Annotated in this window: 16 protein-coding genes; 5 read left to right on the top strand and 11 right to left on the bottom strand. The window is 41.1% G+C overall.

Annotation, left to right across the window (positions count from 1 at the left end; genetic code table 11):
* The first annotated feature begins 25 nt into the window (after positions 1-25).
* Positions 26-1,060, top strand: a complete 1,035-nt coding sequence (locus tag ACRD6K_RS02930; RefSeq protein ID WP_299577757.1) for a mechanosensitive ion channel family protein — start codon at positions 26-28, stop codon at positions 1,058-1,060.
* A gap of 35 nt (positions 1,061-1,095) precedes the next feature.
* Here the strand turns inward: ACRD6K_RS02930 and ACRD6K_RS02925 are convergent, their stop codons facing one another.
* Complete coding sequence (locus tag ACRD6K_RS02925) at positions 1,096-3,615, bottom strand: ATP-dependent Clp protease ATP-binding subunit (RefSeq protein ID WP_430971998.1); 2,520 nt, start codon at positions 3,613-3,615, stop codon at positions 1,096-1,098.
* 288 nt (positions 3,616-3,903) lie between these two features.
* Between ACRD6K_RS02925 and gyrA the strand changes: the two genes are divergently transcribed.
* Positions 3,904-6,441: a DNA gyrase subunit A gene (gene gyrA, locus ACRD6K_RS02920; protein ID WP_430971997.1), complete on the top strand. Its 2,538-nt coding sequence runs from the start codon at positions 3,904-3,906 to the stop codon at positions 6,439-6,441.
* A 70-nt stretch (positions 6,442-6,511) separates the two neighbouring features.
* Positions 6,512-7,720 (top strand): tetratricopeptide repeat protein, encoded by a 1,209-nt coding sequence (locus ACRD6K_RS02915; protein WP_299577754.1) that lies wholly within the window; start codon positions 6,512-6,514, stop codon positions 7,718-7,720.
* A gap of 690 nt (positions 7,721-8,410) precedes the next feature.
* Here the strand turns inward: ACRD6K_RS02915 and ACRD6K_RS02910 are convergent.
* The 9 genes from ACRD6K_RS02910 to ACRD6K_RS02870 all read right to left on the bottom strand — a co-directional run bounded on the left by ACRD6K_RS02910 (position 8,411) and on the right by ACRD6K_RS02870 (position 17,239).
* Entirely contained in the window at positions 8,411-8,890 is a 480-nt protein-coding gene (locus ACRD6K_RS02910; protein WP_430971996.1) for a methylglyoxal synthase, read from the bottom strand.
* A gap of 92 nt (positions 8,891-8,982) precedes the next feature.
* Positions 8,983-9,489, bottom strand: coding sequence for a flavodoxin (locus ACRD6K_RS02905; protein ID WP_299577752.1), 507 nt, complete (start codon positions 9,487-9,489; stop codon positions 8,983-8,985).
* Positions 9,490-9,500: 11 nt separating this feature from the next.
* The gene (locus tag ACRD6K_RS02900) at positions 9,501-11,543 is read right to left on the bottom strand and encodes an alpha-ketoacid dehydrogenase subunit alpha/beta (protein ID WP_430971995.1); all 2,043 of its coding nucleotides are present in this window, start codon (positions 11,541-11,543) and stop codon (positions 9,501-9,503) included.
* A gap of 45 nt (positions 11,544-11,588) precedes the next feature.
* Positions 11,589-12,923 carry a dihydrolipoamide acetyltransferase family protein gene (locus ACRD6K_RS02895; RefSeq protein WP_430971994.1) on the bottom strand — a complete coding sequence of 445 codons (1,335 nt, stop codon included), beginning with the start codon at positions 12,921-12,923 and terminating at the stop codon, positions 11,589-11,591.
* Between the two features lie 185 nt (positions 12,924-13,108).
* Entirely contained in the window at positions 13,109-13,561 is a 453-nt protein-coding gene (locus tag ACRD6K_RS02890) for a hypothetical protein (RefSeq protein ID WP_299577749.1), read from the bottom strand.
* Positions 13,562-13,656: 95 nt separating this feature from the next.
* Positions 13,657-14,958 carry a serine hydrolase domain-containing protein gene (locus ACRD6K_RS02885; RefSeq protein ID WP_430971993.1) on the bottom strand — a complete coding sequence of 434 codons (1,302 nt, stop codon included), beginning with the start codon at positions 14,956-14,958 and terminating at the stop codon, positions 13,657-13,659.
* 26 nt (positions 14,959-14,984) lie between these two features.
* Positions 14,985-15,896 carry a dihydroorotate dehydrogenase gene (locus ACRD6K_RS02880; RefSeq protein ID WP_299577747.1) on the bottom strand — a complete coding sequence of 304 codons (912 nt, stop codon included), beginning with the start codon at positions 15,894-15,896 and terminating at the stop codon, positions 14,985-14,987.
* On the bottom strand, positions 15,890-16,663 hold the full coding sequence (locus ACRD6K_RS02875) for a dihydroorotate dehydrogenase electron transfer subunit (RefSeq protein WP_299577746.1): 774 nt from the start codon (positions 16,661-16,663) through the stop codon (positions 15,890-15,892). The genes ACRD6K_RS02880 and ACRD6K_RS02875 overlap by 7 nt, the downstream gene beginning before the upstream one ends.
* 132 nt (positions 16,664-16,795) lie before the next feature.
* Positions 16,796-17,239, bottom strand: a complete 444-nt coding sequence (locus ACRD6K_RS02870) for a helix-turn-helix domain-containing protein (protein WP_430971992.1) — start codon at positions 17,237-17,239, stop codon at positions 16,796-16,798.
* 943 nt (positions 17,240-18,182) lie between these two features.
* Here ACRD6K_RS02870 and ACRD6K_RS02865 point away from each other — a divergent pair.
* The gene (locus ACRD6K_RS02865) at positions 18,183-19,385 is read left to right on the top strand and encodes a metallophosphoesterase (protein WP_430971991.1); all 1,203 of its coding nucleotides are present in this window, start codon (positions 18,183-18,185) and stop codon (positions 19,383-19,385) included.
* Here ACRD6K_RS02865 and ACRD6K_RS02860 read toward each other — a convergent pair.
* Positions 19,377-22,295, bottom strand: a complete 2,919-nt coding sequence (locus ACRD6K_RS02860) for a TolB-like translocation protein (protein WP_430971990.1) — start codon at positions 22,293-22,295, stop codon at positions 19,377-19,379. The genes ACRD6K_RS02865 and ACRD6K_RS02860 overlap by 9 nt on opposite strands.
* Before the next feature lie 702 nt (positions 22,296-22,997).
* On the opposite strand from ACRD6K_RS02860, the gene ACRD6K_RS02855 reads away from it, so the two are divergent.
* The gene (locus tag ACRD6K_RS02855; RefSeq protein WP_430971989.1) at positions 22,998-25,064 is read left to right on the top strand and encodes a hypothetical protein; all 2,067 of its coding nucleotides are present in this window, start codon (positions 22,998-23,000) and stop codon (positions 25,062-25,064) included.
* The last annotated feature ends 12 nt before the right edge of the window (positions 25,065-25,076 follow it).

Raw genomic sequence — 25,076 nt, 5'->3', positions numbered from 1 at the left:
TTCAAAGAAATACTAAATTAAAGTTATGACTTTATTTTTACAAATTGCTATTGTTGCTGCTGGTCTTGTTTTAGGTGTTTTTATTGCTTTTCTCATTATCGGGTACTTAAAGAAATTGATCCGAAAAAACTCTAATCATACAGTAGGACTAAAAGTTATGCGTTTCGTAAGCCTGCCCTTCATTTTTTTGGTGATGCTAATTGCAGGTTCCATGTTAGTGCCTGCCACCGCATTGTTGGATGAAGTAAACAGCAGTATCAATATCATCCTGGGAATTGTATATACCTTGATTTTAGCCTGGCTAATAATTAGTGCCATCCGGGGAATTAAGGTCTACGTGTTGGCAAAATATGATATTTCGACAAGAGATAACCTAAAAGCCCGAAAAATTCATACACAGCTGTCGGTGCTTGAGCGTATGTTGATTACCATTGTCGTGATTATTGCCATCGGAATTATCCTGATGACCATTCCTCAGATACGTAAAATAGGGCTTAGCTTGTTAGCCAGTGCCGGAATTGCAGGGATTATTATTGGTTTTGCCGCTCAGCGCAGCATTGCAATGATTCTGGCTGGCTTCCAAATCGCTATTACGCAACCCATTCGGCTGGAAGATGTCGTGATTGTAGAGGGGGAGTGGGGCTGGATCGAAGAAATTACACTCACTTATGTGGTGGTGCGTATATGGGACAAACGCCGCTTGATTCTTCCGATTACCTATTTTATTGAAAAACCATTTCAGAATTGGACTCGAACTTCTGCTGAAATTTTGGGAACAGTCTATCTGCATGTTGATTATGCTTTTCCGGTTGAGAAAATGCGTGAAAAGCTAACCGAAGTTTTAAATCAAACAGATTTGTGGGATGGAAAAGTGAACGTACTTCAGGTGACCAATTCCAATGAACGAACCTTGGAGTTGCGTGCTTTGGTAAGTGCCGAAGACTCTCCAACAGCGTGGGATTTAAGAGTGCATGTCCGCGAGGAACTCATTCGTTTTGTGCAAAATGAATATCCGCAACACCTGCCTAAAAGTCGCATAAACCTCTTCGAAGAGCAATAAAAAAGCCGGTGAATTCACCGGCTTTCATTGAGTACTTATTCTGCTTTGTCATTGGTTGCAAGTATGCGAACCTTTATTTTATCATTCTTCTTATCGTAGCCAATTGAAATCGTATCACCCTCCGAAATAGAGGCCTTAATGATTACCTCGGCCATTTCGTCCTCCAGGTATTTCTGAATTGCCCGTTTTAGCGGACGTGCGCCATATTGCGCATCATAGCCTTTTTCGGCAATGAAGTCCTTGGCTGTCTTCGAGATTTTCAGCTTATAATTCAATGCTTCCACGCGTTCGTAAAGTTCTTTCAACTCGATATCAATAATTTTAGAGATATCTTCTTTTGAAAGCGTATTAAACATGATAACATCGTCAATCCGGTTTAAGAATTCCGGAGCAAAGGCACGTTTCAATGCCTTTTGAACGATGTACTTGGCATGATCACTTTCTTCTTCTGCCGTTTTTGGTGTTGAGAATCCAACGCCTCGCCCGAAGTCCTTCAATTGACGTGAGCCAATGTTGGAGGTCATTATAATGATGGTATTTTTGAAATCAATATTGCGTCCCAAACTGTCAGTCAAACGACCTTCGTCAAGCACTTGAAGCAGAAGGTGAAAAACATCGGGATGCGCTTTCTCAACCTCATCCAGCAAAACAACGGAGTAGGGCTTGCGCCGTACTTTTTCAGTCAATTGTCCGCCTTCTTCATAGCCAATATACCCCGGAGGTGCACCCACCAGTCGCGAAACAGCAAATTTCTCCATGTACTCGCTCATGTCAATGCGAATTAGCGAATCAATACTGTCGAACAAGTATTTGGTCAATACTTTGGCTAACTGGGTTTTACCAACACCCGTAGGTCCCAGGAAAATAAAGGACCCAATTGGTTTGTTGGGGTCTTTCAGGCCAGCACGGTTACGTTGGATTGCCTTCACAATCTTGGCAATGGCGTCATCCTGACCAACCACACTTCCTTTTAGCATAGCTCCCATGTTCATCAGTCGAATACCCTCTGCCTGGGCTATTCGTTGAACCGGAACGCCTGACATCATAGCAACCACTTCGGCCACTTTTTCCTCTTCAACGACCTCGCGATGGCTGATAAGTTCCTTTTCCCAGGCTTCTTTTTCCTGATCCAGTAACTGAAGCAGGTTTTTTTCCTTATCCCGGTGGTTGGCAGCCACTTCAAAGTTTTGACTTTTTACGGCTTTTATTTTCTCTTCGCGCGTGCTTTCAATCTTTTCTTCCAGCTTGACAATGCGTTCCGGAACATTGATGTTGGCAATATGAACCCTGGAACCAGCTTCATCCAGCGCATCAATGGCCTTGTCCGGTAAGTACCGGTCGGTAATGTACCGCGCCGTTAACTTGACACAAGCTTTAATGGCATCATCTGAATAAATGACATTGTGGTGATCTTCATAGCGTTCCTTAATGTTATTCAGAATTTCAATGGTTTCATCAACCGAAGTTGGTTCAACCATAACTTTCTGGAAACGACGCTCCAGTGCACCATCTTTCTCAATGTGCTGGCGGTATTCGTCAAGGGTTGTGGCACCTATGCATTGAATATCGCCACGTGCAAGCGCTGGTTTCAGCATATTGGCTGCATCAAGCGATCCGGTTGCTCCTCCGGCACCTACAATGGTGTGAATTTCGTCGATGAACAAAATGACATTATTCACTTTGGAAAGCTCATTCAAAATGGCTTTCATGCGTTCCTCAAACTGTCCCCGATATTTAGTTCCGGCCACAATTGAAGCAATGTCCAGACTCACAACTCGCTTGTCGAACAGCACCCTGGAAACTTTCTTTTGAATAATACGGATAGCTAAGCCTTCTGCAATTGCAGATTTACCAACTCCCGGCTCTCCAATCAAAATCGGATTATTCTTTTTGCGACGCGATAAAATTTGTGCCAGTCGTTCAATTTCTTTGCTCCGTCCTACAATGGGATCCAGGTTGTTATCCTCTGCAGCTTTGGTTATGTCAATCCCAAAGTTGTCCAGTACCGGAGTTTCTGATTTTGAGCTACTTGATTTTTTTGAAGATGAACCTGACGGGGGTTGCTGCTTTGAGAACGGATCATCCATATCTTCTTCATCTCCAAAGTCTGATTTAGCTTCCGGCTGTTTGTAATCCTCAAGCCTTGACTTTAGAATGTAATAGTTAACATGAAATTCGCTCAGCAAGGTTGAAATCTGACTGTCTTTGTCTTTTAACAGCGCCAATAATAAATGGCCCGTATTAATTGTTGAGCTGTTGAATGCACGTGCTTCAAGATAAACAAGCTTGAGCGCTTTTTCAGCTGATTTTAAGAGTTGAACGGAAGCTTGTGGATCAATAATATTATCGGTACGAAGCGCAGATTCAATGGCTTCTTTGATTTCAGATAAATTTACTCCCAAATTGGTGAGTATATCAATTGCTATCCCTTCTCCCTCTCTCAAAATTCCCAGAAAAATATGCTCAAGTCCAATCTGCTCATTTCCTAACCTGATGGCCTCTTCACGGCTATAGGTCAGAACATCTTTTATTCTTGGTGAGAATTGAGAATCCATAATTGAAATGTCCTTAATATAAATTTGTAAGTTATTTCTGTTTTAACAAATACTATTCCGAAATGTTGGATTTCGGCTTTTTGAACTGGAAACAGAAATTCAAAGTAAAAGTAAGCAATATTTAAAGACACGGAACTTGAATCAATAGGATTTTTAAACATTGACTTGTTAAAATCTTGTTTGAAGAAGTCTAATTAATACCACTTATAATGGCTGATTTTATTAGTATTTTTATATTTTTGTAAGTCAAAATTTTTCAACATAAAATTTCTTTAAAAGGAGGATTAAATGGCTGAAGGCGAAAAAATTATAAAAATAAATATTGAAGAGCAGATGAAATCTGCTTACATCGACTATTCGATGTCAGTCATTGTGTCACGGGCATTGCCCGATGTACGTGATGGATTGAAACCTGTTCACAGGCGTGTGCTGTTTGGAATGAGCGAGTTAGGTATATTATCGAACCGTTCCTACAAAAAGTCTGCAAGAATCGTAGGGGAGGTACTTGGTAAGTATCACCCACATGGTGACTCTTCTGTTTATTTCACAATGGTGCGGATGGCACAAGAGTGGTCTTTGAGGTATCCTTTGGTTGATGGACAAGGAAACTACGGATCCATTGACGGGGACAGTCCGGCTGCAATGCGTTATACCGAAGCACGCTTGGCAAAAATTGCAGAAGAAATTCTACAGGATTTGGATAAAAACACGGTTGATTTTCAACCAAACTTCGATGAGTCGTTGAATGAACCAACCGTACTACCAACCCGAATTCCTAACCTTTTGGTGAATGGTGCTTCAGGGATTGCTGTCGGAATGGCTACCAACATGCCTCCTCATAACTTATCTGACACAATTGATGCCATCGTGGCATACATTGACAACCGGGAAATTGAAATTTCAGAACTTACATCTGTTATAAAAGCCCCCGATTTCCCAACTGGAGGTGTTATTTATGGTTATAAAGGCGTGGAAGATGCCTACGAAACAGGCCGTGGACGTATTGTTTTACGTGGGAAAGCTCACGTTGAAGTACAACCTAACGGACGCGAAAAAATTATTATTACTGAAATTCCTTACCTGGTCAACAAGGCAGAATTGATTATGAAAACTGCCGAGTTGGTTAATGATAAGAAGATCGAAGGAATTTCGAATATCAACGATGAGTCAGACCGCGATGGAATGCGCATCGTTGTAGATGTGAAGAAAGACGAAATATCGAATGTTGTACTAAATAAACTTTACAAATACACTCAGCTTCAAACCAGCTTTAGTGTAAACAACATTGCTTTGGTAAAAGGTCGTCCCAGAATGTTGAATCTGAAAGATTTGATTCATCACTTTGTGGAGCACCGGCACGATGTTGTTGTACGACGGACTCAGTTTGAACTGGAACAGGCCGAAAAGCGTGCACACATTCTGGAAGGTTTGATTATTGCGAGCGATAATATTGATGAAGTTATTGCCATGATTCGAAGCTCAAAAACTCCGGATGAAGCCAGAGAACGCTTGATGGAGAAGTTTGAACTTTCTGAAATTCAGGCACGCGCCATTGTTGAAATGCGTCTTCGTCAGCTAACTGGTCTGGAGCAAGATAAGTTGCGTTCAGAATATCAAGAAGTTATGGCTTTCATTGAGCGCTGCCGCGAAATTCTGGCCAACGAATCACTGCGTATGCAAATCATCAAAGACGAACTGTCCGAAGTGAAGGCCAAATACGGTGATGAGCGGAAGACAGAAATTGTTCCGAATGCCGAAGAATTTAACCCGGAAGATTTTTATGCAGACGAGGAAATGGTAATAACCATTTCACACATGGGCTATATTAAACGTACGCCGCTGACTGAATTCAAAACACAGGGCAGGGGAGGTAAAGGTTCAAAAGGAGGTGCTACCAGAGATGAAGACTTCCTGGAACACATGTTTATTGCCACCATGCACAATACCTTGTTACTTTTCACCGAGAAAGGTAAATGCTTCTGGTTGAAAGTTTATCAAATTCCGGAAGGAACAAAAACATCCAAAGGACGTGCAATTCAGAACTTACTAAACATTGAACCAGACGACAAAGTGTTGGCTTTCAATAAAGTGAAGCGTTTGGACGATGAGGAGTACATCAACAATAACTTTATTATTCTTTGTACCAAAAAAGGTATTATCAAGAAAACTTCGCTTGAAGCTTATTCTCGTCCCCGTCAGAATGGAGTAAATGCCATCACGATTCGAGAAGGAGACCAACTGCTGGAAGCGCGATTGACAAACGGCAAACAAGATATTATGATTGCTGTAAAATCAGGTAAAGCTATCCGTTTCCACGAGGACATCGTTCGCTCGATTGGAAGAACGGCATCCGGAGTACGCGGTATTACCCTTGGAAATGAGCAAGATGAAGTCGTTGGCATGATCTGTGTAGAGAATGAGTCCGAAGACGTTCTGGTTGTTTCTGAAAAAGGATACGGTAAACGCTCAAGTATTGACGGTTATCGAATCACAAACCGAGGAGGAAAAGGAGTTAAAACAATTAACATAACCGAAAAAACAGGTGGATTAATTGCCATTAAGAGTGTCATTGACGCAAATGATTTGATGATTATCACTCAAAACGGTTTGACAATTCGCCTACCTATTTCTTCATTGCGCGTTATGGGCCGTGCAGCTCAAGGAGTTCGTTTAATTAACCTGAAAGATGAAGACCGAATTGCTTCAGTTGCCCGCGTTACCTTTGAGAGTAATGGCGAAATTGAAGAAGAAGACGGTGAAATAATTGAAAATCCAGAAATTCTGGATGCTCCAGATACAGAAGAAAACACTGAAAATGAATTATAAGGCATTTTACTATCTTGATTTGAAATGATAGTAAAAAAATTAAATTTGTAAAAAAAATCTAAAAATAAGAATGATGAAGAAAACAATTTTTCTATTTGTACTTATACTTTCAGTAACAGCTGGATTTGCCCAGAAAGGGAAGGTGTCCAGCGCTCAAAGCTATAAGGATGGCGGAAAGCTCGATAAGGCGGTTGAAACAATCGAAATGACGATTGATCCGAGTAATGAGAAATCTGAAAAAACCTTAGATTGGCCCAAAACTTGGGAAGTTAGAGGTGAGATTTTTCAAGCCGTTTACCAGAGTAAAGATGCCAATATTAAGAAGTTGTCAGACAATCCTCTGGCAGAAGCCTTAAAATCGTACAAAAAGGCACTGGACCTGGATGAAAAAGACAGAAACGACAACAGCATCAAAATTAAGCTGACCTTGTTGATTTCTGATTTTACAGATCAGGCCGTTCAAGCTTTCCATGACAATAATTATGAGCTTGCTTTACAGTCATTTAAGCAAATTCTTGAAATTCAGGATTTGCCATTAATGGTTGATGCTGAAAATCCACAAGCTGTTGATACGGTTATTATTTTCAATGCCGGTCTTGCAGCTTACAATGCAGAGAAATACGATGAAGCCATCAAATACTACGAGGAAGCAGCTAAGCATGATTACAATGGAGCACGTACTTATGAGCTAATTTCTTCAAGCTATATCTTAAAACAAGACACTGTGAATGCTGTTGAAGCATTGCAAGAAGGTTTTGAAAAGTACCCGGATAATAGCTCGATTATGGTTCAGTTAATCAATATCTACCTGAATTCAAACAAGGTAGATGAGGCGATGAAATACCTGGAGCTGGCGATTGAAAACGATCCAAACAATGCTTCATTTCACTTCGCACGCGGGTCTTTATATGATAAAATCAATGAGTTGGATAAGGCAGTAGAAGCTTATAAGAAAGCCATTGAAATAAAAGAAGATTACGCAGATGCTTATTATAACTTAGGTGCTATTTATTACAACAAAGGAGTTAAGCAGATTGAAGTGGCCAATGATGTGCCAACCAATCAGCCTGAGAAATTTGAAGAGGAAAAAGAAAAAGCTGACATCGAGTTCAAAAAAGCTCTTGAGCCAATGGAAAATGCCGCAAAATATGCAGCTGCTGCCAATGAAAAAGATACTCAAATGAGTGCGTTGGAAACCTTAAAAACGGTTTATTACCGATTGAAAATGATGGATCAGTTTGATACGGTTAACGCTAAGTTGGAAGAATTACAACAATAATAGACTAAATTAAAAGGAGAGTTTTCGCTCTCCTTTTTTTGAATACACAAAAATAACATAATATCAACTATAGGACAATTATTTTTGTTAAATTTGAAAACCTCAATTTATGGATTAAGCATTTATATTTCATTTTGCTACAACAATGATATCTTCCTTCCAATTAGTTAATCCAACTCAAAACTATAGTCTCCAAATAAAAGGATCCTTAATTCATCGGACGATGCCCACATTGCACAAACTAGTATCAAGTACCTTGGTTGCGATTAATTATCCTAGAAATTAGTTCTAAATCTGACTACCCATGGCATTCCGGTATTTCTTATCAATGGTAAGGATCACTTAGAATATTAAAAGCTCAGGCAGTTAATTATGTTTTCTAATAAACAGCATACTTCTGCAGTTATATCCGCTTTTCTATCGCACTTGATCTTTCCATTCATCAAACTGCATCATCATCCCTTTATAAAATTAAATCTTCCAGGCCATACTTCAACTATTGGCACTGGCCAGTTTGTTGAAGAGCAATCTTGCCCTTAGATGATTACAGTTAAATCAAAACTGACGCCACAAAACTAATGTCACAAATGTGAACTGCCAAATACACTGCAGGTCAAGTGATTAAAGGTATTAGGATTGAATAATTCACATTTCAACACAATGCGCATTTAGCAAATTATTATCACTAATTTACATATCTACACTGCGCAAAATGTAAGTAGAATAGTCCTTTATTAATGGATTGTACTTCTCATGGAACAATTTCGATGAGATTATAAAATCCGCTGTTGAACGATTAGTTGCTACGGGAATATTGTATAGGGTGGATATGCGTAGCAAGGCTTTAACATCAACGTCGTGAGGCTGTGGCTGCATTGGATCCCAGAAAAAAATCAGCATATCTACCTTTTCTTCAGCAATATAGGCCCCCAACTGCTGGTCTCCCCCAAGCGGGCCAGACTTAAGCCGAATAACTTCAGGCGGAATAAGCTCATTTTCATGGCACTTCATTGAAAGTGTTTCCTGAATTAACTTACCCGTTGTTCCGGTGCAAATGAGGTTATGAAATACCAATTCCTTCCAGTTGTATGACACCCATTCCATCATGTCTTTTTTCCGGTTGTCGTGAGCAACCAAGGCAATAACTTTTTTCTGCTTAATTGTTTTCATTGTATTTCAATTAGTGTTTTAATATCCTGTTCAAACAAAAAAGCATGGACTAAACAGCCCATGCTTCATCACTTTCGAATAGCTGTCAGAGTCTACTTGAAAATATTTTTCAGGTCTTCTACCCAATTTTCGATTCGCTTTTTAGACAGTCTGGCTTGATTTTCCTGATCAAGCACCAAGCCCATAAACTTATCATTCTCAATAGCATGAGATGATTCAAATTTGTAACTTTCGATGGCTGTTTCACCTACAAGTTCGGCACCACGCTCACGCATCAAGCGTCCCAGGATGCCAATGCCATCAGCAAAATTCTCCGGGTAGCCAACTTGATCGGCCAACCCGTAAATAGCAACCTTCTTGCCTTTCAAGTCCATTTCTTCAATCGCTGGAACAAACTCATCCCAGTAATGGGGCAACTCTCCGTCAAACCAGGTAGGCACACCAAGAATCAGTTGATTGTAAGCAAGAAATTCTTCCTCTGTCAATTGATCGGCATCTACCGTGGTTGTTTCAAATGATTTACCGATAGCAGCGACAATCTTCTCGCCGGCCTTCGCGGTTTTATTTGAGGTAAAACTATAGATAATTGCAGTACTCATATTTTCTGATTTTAGTAAGCAACGATACTTTTGGCAGCATCGTAAATTTTAGTTGCATTAGGCAAAATAGCACGTTCCAGTATAGGATGGAAGCCAACCGGCATAAATGGTGATCCAATGCGGTGTACCGGCCCATCCAGGTATTCAAAAGCTTCTTCCATAATTGTTGCCATAATTTCAGCACCAAAGCCGGAATGTACTTTATCCTCATGAACAACAAGCACTTTGCCGATCTTCTTCACGCCGTTAATAATAGCCTCTTTATCCATCGGAACCAGTGATCTTAAATCAAGAACTTCTGCATCAATACCTTCTTCAGCTAATTTTTCGGCTGCTTCCAGGCAGTGATGCGTTGTATTTCCATAGGTTACAATGAAAAGATCGCTTCCTTCTCTACGGGTTCGTGCTTTTCCAAACGGAACTTCAAAGTCTTCCGGAATGACCGTTGCGGCCTTCGGATCGTTATACAGCGCTTTGGGCTCCATAAACATAGTCATTCCGCGCGAGCGAATTGATGTGCGCAACAGGCCGGCAGCATCATCTGCAAAAGACGGATATACAATTCGCACTCCCGGAATGGACGTTAATGCGCCTTCAATATTTTGTGAATGGTAAAGTCCGCCACCAATATAGCCCCCTGATGCCAGACGGATTGTTACATTGGGTGTAAATTTACCGTTGGAGCGCCAATAGTCGTGACTTGAATCAACATATTGCTCCATGGCAGGCCAAAAGTAGTCGGCAAATTCGGCTCCCTCGACAACAACACGTATTTTCTCACTAAATCGAGACATCCCGTTAGCCGTTCCCATGATAAAATCCTCGGCAATAGGTGCATTGAAAATTCGTTTTGGACCAAACTCCTGCTGAAGCCCTTTCGACACATTAAAGATTCCTCCTTTGTCCTTATTGGCCATATCCTGCCCCCACATAAATGTATCGGGGTTATGGTGAAACTCAGCTTTTAGTGTTTCATTTAAGCCGGTAATCAGCTTTTTCTTTTCGCCTTCTTCCTGGTGGGTGCCCTCCGGATATTTCTCAGAAGTGTAAGCTTCCGGCAATATAAAGTCAAAGATTGAATCCGGGTCCGGATCCGGAGCAGCCAAGGCCGCTTTGTGAGCAGCTTTTAAGGTTGCCTTAGCTTCGGCCTCAATCGCCACAATTTCTTCTTCAGTAAAACGCTTATAGCGAATTAGCATCCTTCTGAACTTAGCCAATGGATCATATTCCAGCACGTATTGACGTTCTGCCTCTGAGCGGTACAAGTCATGCCGGTCTGAGTTGGAATGCGAACGCATGCGCACACAGTTGGCCTGCACAATAACCGGCTCCCCAGCCTCCAATACATGGCGTTTAGCCTCAGTCATGGCATTCATCGAATCGAAAACATCTTTTCCGTTGCAATGAATAATGCGCAGGTTTTTAAAGCCTTTGAAGTTATTGGCCACTTTGCGTGCAGCTGTTTGGTCTTTCTTAGGAACTGAAATTCCATAGCCGTTATCTTGCACCGTAAAAATAACCGGAAGCTTTTCCTTCGAAGCGCCGTTAATAGCTTCATACACGTAGCCTTCAGACAAAGACGACTCTCCCTGCGAGCTAATGGACACCGCTTTTTCGCCATAATATTTGATGGCTCGGGCCACGCCCACTGCATGCAAGGTATGATTTCCGGTAAGCGATGAAACATTGTGAATATTCCATTCGGGCTTGGCAAAATGGTTCGACATATGACGCCCACCACTGGAGGGGTCGGTTGCCTTTGAAATTCCATTCAGAATTAATTCTTCGGCGGTTAAACCAGCAGAAAAGGCTGTTAGCATATCCCGGTAGTAAGGGAATAAATGATCTTTCTGCTTTTCAAAGATTTGTCCAATAGCCAGTTGAATACCATCATGTCCGGCATATGGCGCATGATACGACCACCCAATAGCCTGCTTCAGGTAATTGGGGGCCTTGTCATCAATAGCCCGTCCCAAAGTCATTAGTTTGAACCATGACTCGAGCGTTTCCTTTGGTGTATCTTTTATTGAATATACTTTAGGTATGGTTGTCATTTCTAAATTATCTCTAAATGATTAGTAAATAGTAAAATATCCCGATCAAATTTCCCGATTGATATCGAAAGCCTCGAGAATATCACCAATACGTCTGACAAAAGCTCCACCCATGGCTCCATCAATAATTCGATGGTCGTAGGACAACGAAAGGAACATTTTGTGTCTGACAACAATTACATCGCCAGTTGGAGTTTCCATGACAGCCGGTTTCTTTTCAATCGTTCCTGTAGCCAAAATAGCTACCTGAGGCTGGTTGATAATTGGGGTTCCAATAACATTTCGGAAAGAGCCAAAATTGGTGATGGTAAAGGTTCCGCCCTGATAAGCATCGGGTTTGAGCTTATTATTACGGGCTCCTTCTGCCAGTTCATTCAGGTTTTTAGTAATACCCAGCAAATTCTTTTGCTCAGCTTCCTTAATCACCGGAACAACCAGATTCCCATCGGGTTTGGCTACTGCAATTGCAACATTGGCCGACTTGTGCAAGATGATTTTATCGCCATCAACTGAGGAGTTTACAATTGGAAACTCCATCAATGCTTTGGCTACTGCTTCTGTAAACACAGGCATAAATGTAATTTTCTCGCCGTATTTTTCCTGAAATTGATCTTTCACCTTTTTTCTCCAAAGGACCAGGTTGGTAACATCAACTTCAACAACAGAAGTTACGTGAGGTGAAGTTTGCTTCGACCGTACCATGTGGTCAGCAATCAGCTTACGAACGCGGTCCATTTCAATGATCTGCTCATTGGCCCCAATTGATGGGCTGATTTTAGGAGCCGAAGGTTTCACTTCTTCGCTTGTGCTGGCAGTTGTTGCAATTTCGGGTTGCGCTTTACCTGATTTTTTGTCTTCCAGGTATTTCAACAGGTCATTTTTCTGCACACGGCCATTTTGCCCCGAGCCTTGAATGGTTTCGAGCTCCTCCAGGCTAATATTTTCCTTTTCGGCTATGCTTTTAACCAAAGGAGAATAAAAGCGTGTAGCTGTTGTTTTAACACTTGCAGATTTAGCTGATTCTGCTGGCTGACTTTCTTCGGCCTTCGCTTCTGTTTCTACCTCAGAAGTCGGTGCTGGTGCTTCTGTTTCTTTATCCGTTGCTTGTGCTGCATCTTCTGTTGTATCGTCAACATCGCCGTCAATTTTAACAATAGCAACCACTTCACCAACAGGAACCAATGCATCTTCCTGGAATAGGATTTTTGAGATAACGCCATCTACTGGCGATGGGATTTCAGAATCTACCTTATCGGTTGCCACTTCAAACACAGGATCATCCTCCTCAATTGTATCTCCCTCTTTGACAAACCATTTGGTAATTGTAGCTTCCTGAACACTTTCGCCTAATTTAGGCATTAGGATCTTGAACTCTGACATACTCCAAAATTATTTATTTAACATTTGATTATTCTTGAAAATTCAACTTATTCAACAAGCTAGATATTGAAAAGTTCAAGTCAACAAAGCCTTCCCAAATGGGATGTGCTAAATAAAATTGGAGAAAACCAATGTTCTTTTAAGAGCTGGCTAAAGTAATGAGATAATTTAGAAGCAAATTGCAGTTATTCAATAATGATTCGCTCGAAAACACCAATAATATCTTCCGAATTGTTAGCCTGCCTCAATTCCTGCTCAACCGAATCTGTTTGCTGATTAAAAATAAGAATCGACTTGTCGATAATTTCAACCATCTCTTTCTCTATTTTTTCCTGAGACAGGATATCCTTTTTTTTGCACTTGCGGTAGTGCTTGGTAAGCTTTTGGATGGAGTAATAAAGGTCGGGCTTTTGAATTTCAATGGAAGAAATATAGTTGGGAGGACCGCAATTAACCTCTTTGGTGTAAACCCGATTAAACTGTTCAAGCTTAATGGATAGCTTTTCTCCCAATAATTTATCGTACGTACATTCCTTAATTTCCGGAAAATCGCAAGCAATTTGTTTAAACTGAAAAGTTTCCTGCCCCTTTGAAGATACTGCAATTAGAAAACAGCAGATACAAAAACATAACTTCATAAATCATTCCTCCTCTTATCAGATTTCGGTTAAAAATAGGAAAAAATAAATCAGAAGAAATGGGTAAACGCAGAATAATGCTGAAGAACAGGTTCTCAGTTAAGTGCCAGCGGAAGCGTTTCAATCGGGTAATAATTAAACAAATCCTGTTGTGGCCATTCTTTTACGCGCCGGGTTAGGTTGCCCATAAAACGGTTAATTTCGGAGGAAAAGCGCGAGCCTTTCCAGCTGCTGGTGTTAGAAAGAAAGATCCAGCTAAGGCCATCGTTTTGGCGTTTGAGCATGGCTACAGAGCCGGCCATACTGCCTGTGCGCGCCCATGTGCCGTGATCAGTAGTTGCCCGCCATCCCAGAGGCCCTTGGGCGTAAGTATTGTCTGTCATTTCCAGAATTGAACTGTCTTGTAAAATATCGCGTACCGCTTCGTGTCCGTCAATTAAAACCAACAAGCGAGCCAATTCAACCGAAGAACAAATCCACCCACCGGCAGCTCCTAAAAGCTCAATTGGATTTCCTCCGTCTGACTTGGGAACCTTGATTCCGGTTCCTTCATAAGCAAAAATCTGCTGGCTTCCGCGTTGTTCAAAATAATCGACTTCATTGGGATAACGGTATTCAACGTGGCTACGTCCGATGTGCATATCGACAATTCCGTTTGGAATCAAAACTTCGTCCCGAACATAGTCTTCATAGCTTTTCCCACTGATGGCGGAGATAACCTCTCCCAAAAACATGTAGCCCAGGTTGGAATATGAAACTTGAGTACCTGGCGCAAACGAAAGTCGTCGGCTGGCCACATATTTTGAATACGTATCCATCGTAGCGGGAGGTGTATCCCCAACAATATCGGCAATACTTAAGGAGTGAAATGCCGGATCACCATACCGCTGTGACCACCCGCCAGAGTGCGCAAGCAAATTACGAACCGTAATGTTGTATAGTTTTTGATCGCGGACTCGCTCAAAGTGGCTGTTATCAAGAATGGCTCCAGGGCCAAAAACCTTATCAGATAAGGATAAGCGGTTTTCTTCCACCAATTGCATGATCGCAATGGCTGTCAGTAGCTTGGACACACTGGCCACGCGAAAAAGGCTGCCTGGATACACCTCATTGCCCTGTTTATCGGCCTCGCCAAACCCTTGGGCATAAACTAGTTTTTCGTCTTTTATAACAGCGATGGAAACACCTTTGAGTTCCCAGCGCTGAATAAAACGTTTGACTTGCTTGTCGATGTATTTGGAGTATTCGAAATCTGAAAGATCATTTTTTATACGGTAGTTCAGGCCTTTAATCTCGAGCTCATAATAAGCCGGAATTTGTTTCTGCCTATTAATTCTCTTTGATCCATAAGACAGAACAAAAAGAATGACAAGTACCGTATATTTCAAGTATTTCATATTTTACAAACGTAAACTTCTGTATTTTATATTTGTAAACTGCCAGTAAGCTCGCTGGCTGACTGAATTCCATGCGTTTCCATGTAGCTCTGAATACCTGATACAATTTGAACCGGAATGGTTGGGTCAATAAAAATCGCAGTTCCCACCTGAACGGCTGAAGCACCGGCAAGCATGAACTCAATTGCGTCAGTGGCATTCATAATTCCTCCCATACCAACAACAGGAACCTTTACGGCCTGATATACCTGCCACACCATACGCAGCGCAATTGGCTTAATCGCAGGCCCCGAAAGTCCTCCTGTGATGGTAGATAATACTGGCTTCCGGGTGTTTGCATCAACGGCCATTCCTAAGAAGGTATTAACCAGCGATACGGCATCAGCTCCCTGGCCTTCAACTGCTTTTGCAATTTCAGCAATGTTTGTCACATTGGGTGATAATTTAACAATCATGGGTTTGCTATAAACCTTACGAACTGCGCGTACAACTGCTTCTGCAGAAGGACAGCTAACACCAAAAGCCATTCCGCCCTCTTTTACATTCGGACAGCTAATATTCAATTCAATGGCCGGAATTTTATCCAGCTCATTGATTTTTTCCGTCAGTTCAACATATTCTTCAATGGTAGATCCATTAACATTAACGATGAACTGACTGTCAATATCTTTTATATTGGGATAAATATTCTGAATAAAATTGTCTACCCCTTTGTTCTGTAAGCCAACGGCATTAAGCATTCCAGAAGGGGTTTCAGCCATCCTGGGGTAATCATTCCCTTCACGAGGCTTTAGCGTGGTTCCTTTCATCACAATGCCACCAAGCTTCGACAAGTCCATAAAATCAGCGATCTCTTCCCCAAATCCGCACGTTCCGGAGGCTGTTAAAACCGGATTTTTAAACGTTAAATCTTTTATACGAACACTTAAATCTACCATGTTAGCTTATTAATATTAAATACCGGTCCTTCGGTGCATACACATTTATTTCCTTCTTTTGTTTTTTCTACACAGCACAGGCAAACGCCAAATCCACAGGCCATCATATTCTCCAACGACACTTCACAAAAGATATTTTTGTCAGCTGCTTCTTTGGCAACTGCTTTCATCATTAAGTCCGGTCCACAAGTGTAAACTTTATCAAATGAACTTAATTCCTGGCTAAAAACAGGATGATGCGTAACAAATCCCTTTTCGCCCAGACTTCCGTCTTCAGTCGTGAAGTAATAGTTTCCAAAGGCTTTGTAAGCACTAATATCAATGTGATCTTGCTGACTCCTTGCTCCAAGTATAACATGAACATTTTCGGGCTTTAAACCACATATTTTTGCTAAGAAAAGCATAGGGGCAACACCGCTGCCACCACCAACCAGGAGTACCCGGTCGTTTTTATCCGGCAACGTAAAGCTGCTTCCCAATGGGAATATAACACTGATTTTATCGCCGGATTGGTAGGTTGTCAAGACTTTTGAGCCTCGTCCTAATATTTTTACCAGCAATGAAAAGGTATTGTTCTCGTAATTGACATCCAATACCGAAAAGGGTCTTCTTAGAAAGATTTCAGTGGCCTTTTTAATTTCAACATTAACAAATTGCCCCGGAAAAATCTGAGGTAATTTGGTTGGTGCCTGAAGTACTAGCTTGAAATTATCATGGTTTAATTGAATATTATCAACCAGAAGTAGTTCCTGAACCGTCTTTTTCATGTGTTTGTAATATTTGATTTTTTAAAGTAACACATGTCACTCGCCATTATATAAAACCGGCCAATTCCTGTTAGCCTTGGCCTGGCTCGTTTCACAGATACATAATACGCGGGCAAAGATAGCCAGAAAAATTTATTTTGAAGGACCGTATTCTTTAAAAGTTTGATCGGTGTAAAACACAACAATCCGCTCTATTTCCTTTGTTTTATCGGTATCGGGCATACGGTTCTCAAAAGCAATTGGTTGAGCAAAACCAGTTAGGGGTTCTTCCCTTTTTTCCTCTACAGGTGGTCTAGGCTCCTCTTGCTTAGGTTCTTCCTTAAATAGCTGCTGTTGCCCGGACTGTTCCTGAAGGAGCGACTCTTCCTGCTCCAGCATGCTTCCGGTTCCCATAATCAGCCATTTGGCATTAATCTCAGGGTAAGTTTCCAATAGTTTAGCGATAAACTGAAAACTTGGTTTGTTACGTCCATGAAGTACGTGTGTAACATTGGATCGCTGAACACCGATGGTGTCGGCCAGTACCGAAGCGGTAATGCTTTTATGATCCATAAAACGCTGTATCCTGCTATTCATAAATGAGAATTCTAGTTCTTTACAAAACTAACCTATAAAATTCATATTTCAAAACACTTCTAACCGCTCAAGTAGTTCTTTTTTGTAAATAGTAAGAATTCAATCGTGTTTAGATTACGCCAATATCCTTAAAGCTATATTTAAGACAACACTCATAAATAACTGAAAATCATTATAGTGTGTTTACTAAAAATGACCAACAAGGGCGCTTTTCGGAGATATACCCAAAAATAACTATAAATAGCTTCAAATAGATAGCAACAAGTCACTGATATACTGTTAATTAACGCCCACTTTACACCCCTAGACTAACCGGTCGGTTAACGATATGGAGAAGTTTCAAAACTGAATTAGAAGAATCTCACTCGAAGAGCTATTTGTTAATCCTGTAGCTTCTTTTGGGTTACATATGTGTTTCCCTCCTCTTTTGCATTGAATGAAAATGTGAATTCAGTTTTGTATACTATTAACATCCCGGAAAACCGAGTACAACTACCCTACTAATTTTAGCTGGCCGTTTTTTTCTGAATTATATTCTTGCTTCATACTTCTTATTTTCGTGTTTTATGTTTCCTGTTTTTTGATCCAGCAATATTGTAGCCTTAGCTAGTGGCAGCTGGCGTTTTTCACGATAAATCCCCGAGGTGAAAATAAATATTCAAACCTCAGGAACTTAAAAACACCAACATTTCAGTATTTCATGTTGAAAATAAACAGATTACACATCAGTCGGCATTTCTGTCGGTTCATTCAATCCAGCGCATTAACAGCTATTTTCTATGATTTTTCATTTTTTAGGTCTTTGCTCGCCAATTATTTGGACTTTGTCTATAAATTTTGAAAAATCAGTCTCAACCATTGTCTTTTTTTCAATAGCTTGTTTAAATTCGCTCTCACGAAATTTTCAGGTTGAATTGTTAAACTGAAACAAAAGAATTATCTCATGCGCGGAATTCCCAGCTCTGGTGTATTTATCTTTTTTGCCTTGGTGTTGATCATCGAATTATTGGCTTATTTTTCGATCAGGCAACTACTGCCGCAACCCAAAGTCAAAAAAACGTTCAGTTACGGTTACTGGTTGATGAGTGCCCTGTTGGTTGGCATCCTTGCTTCAGGCTTTTTAAATCCGGATAAAATCAGGGAGACTCCGAATTACCAATTCTTTTACTTTGTTATTTCTGTTTCGTTTTTCAATTTACTTCCGAAGTTCCTCTTAGCTGTTGCTTTTGTCGTGTCCTTGGTGTTTCGTTTATTCAAAGCCCAGCACTATGCACGAGTTATGCTCATGAGTACTTTAATTTTGTGCTTTGGTCTGATGCTTTCACTGGGGTATGGCATTCTGTTTGGCCGTAAATCGTTAAGGGTTGTTGAGCAGGAAGTTTATCTTCATGACCTCCCCAAGTCACTCGACAAAACCGTTGTGGTTCAGCTATCTGACATTCACTTAGGAAGTTTTGAAAATGATCGTTTTTTGAAAAAGACAGCAAAGACCATAAATCAATACAATCCTGACTTTATCCTGTTTACTGGCGATATGGTTAATAATTATGCCCAGGAAATGAATGGATTTGAAGAAGAGTTTGCCTCAATGAAAGCAACTTACGGCAAGTTTGCCATTTTGGGTAATCACGATTATGGCGATTATACAAAATGGCCGAACCAGCAGGAAAAGAAACAGAACCACCAGGCTTTGATTAAAAAAATCGAAGTTGCCGGTTTCCGTTTGCTGCTAAATGAATCGGCAGAGGTTGTGAAGAACAAGTCGTTGGTCGAAATTGTAGGGGTTGAAAATTGGGGGCATCCGCCTTTCCCGCAATATGCCGATTTAGATCAAGCACTGCAAGAAACAAACGCTGAATCGTTTAAAATACTGCTCACACACGACCCGGCCCATTGGGGACAGAAAGTGGTTCCCGACATCCCAATCTCCCTGACGCTTTCCGGACATACACATGCTGCTCAATCCGGCGTACAACTGGCTGGTATTGAGTTTAGCCCCATGTATTTTGTTCAGCAATACTGGGGAGGGCTGTACCAAAAAGGCAACCAATTTTTATATGTCAACCGGGGACTTGGCTGCGTTGGTCTTTTGGGGCGTGTGGAAATGGCGCCCGAAATTACCGTACTCACCTTACGATCAAAGTGAATCGAGGCTAACAGAAAATAACATCTGCAGGTAAAAGTTCTTCGAATCAGGAATAAAGGCACAACGAACACCAGCCGATACGGGCGAAATTAAGCGTAAAAAATGGCCATCGCCCATCAATTCAACTCCAAGCGACTTCATTTGGGACGAATAACGGGCAACAATTTCTCCTTCGTCGGAGTAGATGTTTCCATTGGCCTGGCTGTAGTCAAAAAAGAAAGAAGTTCGTAGTCGCTTCAAGTACAGCAAGCGTCCCAGGTTCCAGTCCGGATAAAACAAGGGCATCACATAATCGATTCCACCAGTGTACATTTCATTATTTTGAAAACTGTTATACCCCCTGGGAAAACGCACAGTATTGCCAAAAGTCACCGAAGTGCCTGATTCTTTTTGCTGATAACCATTGTAAATCTTAATCCCGTGGTTGCCAAACAAACCCGGAAAAAACAGGTAACTTTCAATGGCCGATAAACTTCCAACATCATTGCCTCCGCTCAGTCCATCGCGGTAGCTCAAGTCTACAATTTGCGCCCAACGCGGCTGCAAATCCAACTCGGAACGAGCTATGGTATTTTGCAAATACAGCTGATAGCTTATCGAATGATAATACCCCTTGTAAAAGCCTTCCGGCGTGGTGCTGGTGTGCGCCACTTTCTGATAGGTATACTCAACAGCAGGACGGATGTATTGGCTATATTTACCTTGACTAAACCGTAATGGAATAAAAACCTGCCCATTAAAGCCCAACTCCTTCCATTCAATGTTTTCCCTAACCGTATCATTGACCATTGTGTAGCCGGTTGTTGTTGGGACAGAAACTTGTCTGATCACATTAAAGTCGGCATTTCTTTTTCCCGAAGTCAATTCAAAATCGAAGACCGGGAAAAAACCGGAATACTGAAAGCCCAGGATATACTTGCCGGCTTCTTCTTCCCAATTGTATTCATAGCCTAAACGTGTTTCGGCCGTGCCCAGTTTATTTTGTGAAAACAGCGAAACTCCTGGCCTGACCTCATTATCGTCAACATCGACATAAACCGGTGCCCAACTATGAAAATTGAATATATGAGCCAACTTATTGTATTTCTTACTGGGGTAAGTAACGTCTTCTTCTTGTTCAAAATCAAGCACCTTCCCTTCTTGCTGAGCCAGAGCTTTGGCCAACTCGTATTTTTTAGGTTGAATATTAGTCAGAGGCTTATTCAAAAAATGGCTTGTGCTCAAATTTGCCAGCTGGTACCCCATAGATGTATAGTTACTAAATAGGATTTCATTTTGAAGTCGAATTGGATAGTCGGCACCAAAAGGTACTGAGCTTAACTGTTCCGTTTTTCCTGAATCAAAACGATACGCATAAATATTGTCAATGCCCGTGAAGGAACCTGTAAAATAGATGGTGCCATTTTCGAAATAAGGGTTCCTGATTTCATGAAACCCGCCTTCAACCAGTTTCGTCACCTCGCTGGTATTTACATTGAGTGAGGCAAGGGATTTTCCATTAGAAGTTAGCATCACAAAAAAGAGTTTATTTCCTTGCTGATCCCAGCAGGGCGTGAAGAGGAACGGATTTCCGTCCAGGCCAAATTGCTGAATTCGTTCGCCGCTAATTAAATTAAAAACCGATAAAAAGTATCGATTGGTTTTGTCTACTTCAACAGCTGCAAAACGAAGCTGCTTCAATGAAATCCGAGGGCTAAACAATTTGTTCTCGTAGCGGAATTCCTGTTTCCTTCCATTGGCCATATTATACACCACAATCACAGATCGATCGGCATGCGTCCATCGTACATCAGGCCGTCGTTCTGACCAAATCAGCATATTTCCCTCTCCTGAAAATGACTCTTGAAAAATTTGTCCCGGAGTTGTTACTACTTGCTCTTTACCCGAAACTATTTTGACAATCCGATCCAGATCCGATCGACTTTGCTTATAGGCAATTATTGTTGAATCATTCCGCGCATAAGCTTGTGTATATTGAGTTGGGAACTTAGGCACTGGTGTTAGAGGACGAACCGTGGTTTGCTCCAATTGACTGAGCTCATCTGTCCATTTTGATTTGTAGTTTTCAAAAAGTTTTTGATACAAGTCCTTTTGATTCAAGCCTGTCTCACGCCTTAACACTCGGTTCACAGGACTAATGGAGAGTGGCTTTCGGGCAATTTCTGTTAAAATGCTGGACCAAACCTGTGGACCATAAGCCTGCCGCACTCCGCCAACCATCCAATATCCGAACTTATACCGGTTAGGCACAAAATCCTTATACGATCCCAGGTAGGCTTTATCAAACGAATAGAGCCCGTTTTCAATGCTCTGAGCTTTATTCTCCATAAGAAAGGAAGCCTTTCTTCCGCGGCCAGCATGCGACAAAGCTGTTTCTGTTACCACGGCATCACCTTCAATAAACCAAAAAGGCAGATATGCCCCTACAGCCAGTGCTGCAGCTTGCTCGCCGAACAAAATTGGAAGAATATCCGGGAGCTCCTGTTGAATTTTATCCATCTGAACAACATGGCGAAATTCATGAATGGCTAATTGCTCCAGCCAATCCTGCGCATAAATGGCTTGGTGAGGTGTCGTAAAAAGTTCTACCCGTTTTGGCGACCAAGCCACTAAACCATTTGATTTAACAGTATGCGTATGTAGAATAACAGATATTTTTCTTGGAGGATGCTCCAGTGTACGGTAGCCAAACTCATAAACTTTCTCAAAAATGGAAGCCACCTGCTGGGCTTTCGCTTCGTAATCTTCCGGATAAATTAATTGAAAATGGACCGTGTTAATTTGTCGCCAACGAATATTTGCAGGCTCTTGCCCTGTTGAGAAATATTGCGAATAGCCCGCCAACGGTACCATTAAGACAATCACAAAAATTAACTTTAAGCACCATTTCATCCGACCATTTCGTTTCATGTATAGGGATATTTGATTTTTGAAGCAGAATTTTATTTGAGAAAAGCGAAGCCATCCTTCAAAATTAAATTCTGAAAAATGAGGCATAGTCACTCTGCGAACCAAGCCGCTTTGCCCATAAAGGACTAAAGATAAAAAAAGCCATGAATTCCACCCGACTTGTATTTGGATATTTTTTGCTCTGGTGTTCAATCCTTTCAATAGGATTTAATTATACAGCAAATTCTTGCTGCCATCAGGCCAATCCCGCTCCCTGCCCAAAGGCCAGCCTTTCGCTTTTTTCATGTCGATTCACCAAGGAATTTCCTTCTGCTTATTTCCGAAATTCAGTTTTACAATTAGTCTGAAAACAACAAAATTTTCTTAAATTATTAGCTGCCACTATTATCACGAAGCCTCCATTTAATGGGCACTTCGCATGGATTGAAGCTTATTTTAATTGGTTGGCATCACCCTACTTCCCGGCTTCGAAAATTTTATAGTTTGTTGAAATTTGGCTCATCCAAATTCAGAAAATGCAAGCTTTAAGAACTTCATGAAATCCCTTCAAGGACCTGGGAAAAATGACCTCTGTACTGCCTCATAAATGCGTGATTTATTTTACTTGATTACACAAACAAAGAATATGACTACGATTCCCTTGTTTTCGTTCGCAAGTTTATCGTAAGAGTGTTAAATTTGGAGACTTATAAAATTTTAATTTTGGAAATCTACGCCAACTCACCATATACTTTTGGAATCCTTGTGTTTTCGTTACTTCTTGCAGGAGCTTTTAGCTTTATGCTGTATTGGAAGTCGGGCCAGAATTCTCCACTTTCTGAGCGACAAGTGTATAGTTTAAGTGCTTTGCGTTTTATTTCCGTTTTTTTGCTGTCTGTTCTATTTTTACAATTAGCCGTCAAGTACCTGAAACACCGGTCATACCAGCCCGCATTGATTATTGGTATTGACAACTCCGAATCCTTATCTCCGTTTCAGCAGGATGTGCTTTCGCTGAAAAATTATTTGAAACAAGAACTAAACGCCTATTCACCCGAAGTTATTTTATTTGACAATGAGGTTATTCGGGAAGTAGAACCAACTTTTACAGGAAAACGGTCAGATTACAGCAAGCTGTTTGATGAAATCGATCAATCCTACCTTTCATCCGATGTTGGTGCTCTGGTTCTTCTGGGTGATGGAATTTTCAATTCGGGCACCGATCCTGCTTTCATTTCTGAAACAGTAAACTACCCTATTTATGCTATTGGTTTTGGCGACACGACCATTCATACCGATGCTGCCATTCGAAAAGTGATTCATAATTCCAGGGTCTTTTTAGATAGCCCTTTTGCTGCTGAAATTGATCTCAGCTTTACAAAAGCAGCAGGGCAACTAGTTAATTTAACCGTAGAAGAATCTGGCAAAATCATCTATTCACGGGCTATTCGCATAGAATCGGACCACTATTTCATTACCGAAAACATTAGCCTGAAACCCACAAATGAAGGAATCACAAACTACTCGGTAAAACTGGAAACCGTGACTGGGGAGCAAAACCTGGCTAACAATAGCTTTGATTTTTCCGTGAATGTCGTTTCAGAAAAACAACATATTCTAATCTTAACGCATGGACCGCATCCGGATGTTGGCGCTCTTATGAAAACCTTGGAAAATGAAGCCAAGTATGAAATCGAATTAATTCATAATCCAAAATCGGAGCTTGATTTTAGCCATTCGGATTTAGTTGTTGTTCACCAGTTGCCTGATCAAACTTCGGAATCTGTTTCCTTGCTTCAAAAACTTTTGGCAAGTGGACGTCCCGTTTTGTTTATTCTTGGGCAAGAAACAGCAATCGCTAGCTTTAACGAGCTCCAAACGGGCTTGGAGTTTTTGCAGGGCAACAGCTTTGAACAAGCTACTCCGCTACTTCGGGAAGACTTTAGCTTGTTCCATTTTGATGTTTCCGAACTGCAAGTGCTGGAGAGCTTTCCGCCTTTGCAGGTTCCATTTGGTGATGCAAACCTCCATACAGGCATGGAAGTTTTGGCCAATCAGACCATCCAGACAATTGAAACAAACCGACCATTAATGGCATTTGGAAGGGTTAATGGTAAAAAAAGAGGTTTTATTGCAGGTGAAGGCTTGTGGCGCTGGCGCATTCACAATTACCTGAAGAATGGATCGCATCAAAACTTTGACAGCTGGATTCAAAAAGCGATATATTATTTGGTTCTCAAAAACAATGAAGACAATTTCAATCTTTTTTATGAAACCGAGTACGCAGAAGATGTGCCTGTAATTCTTCAGGCTGAATTGTTTAATGAAAGTTTCGAGTTGGATAATTCTCCTGATATTAGCATTCAGTTTACTGCTAAAAATGGACAGCAATACGAAGCGGTCTTTGATAAGGCAGGTGAAAAATATCAATTAAATATGGGGCGGCTTCCTGTTGGTGAATACGAATTCTCCGCTCGCACCGTTCTTGGAGAAAAGACGTATGAAGAGTCCGGGAGTTTTACGGTCAGCCGTATTCAAATTGAATTGGTTGATACCGAGGCCAACTTTCAGTCATTAGCTCAAATGGCACGAAAATCCGGGGGCAATTTTTATTTAGCAGAACAAGTCGATCAATTCATTGAACAACTAAACGAACAGTCGAATTTAAAAAGCAATCAACTTGAACAGCAGATTTATCGCGAATTGTTATCAGTCAGATGGATCTTCTTTGTCCTTCTATTTTTATTAGCTTTGGAATGGTTTTTGAGAAAATTCTGGGGCATATACTAACGCATGGAATAA

Source organism: Sunxiuqinia rutila, assembly GCF_050589705.1.
GTDB lineage: Bacteria > Bacteroidota > Bacteroidia > Bacteroidales > Prolixibacteraceae > Sunxiuqinia > Sunxiuqinia rutila.
Note: the sequence above shows the minus strand (reverse complement) of the source record. Positions and strands in the feature narration are given on the sequence as shown.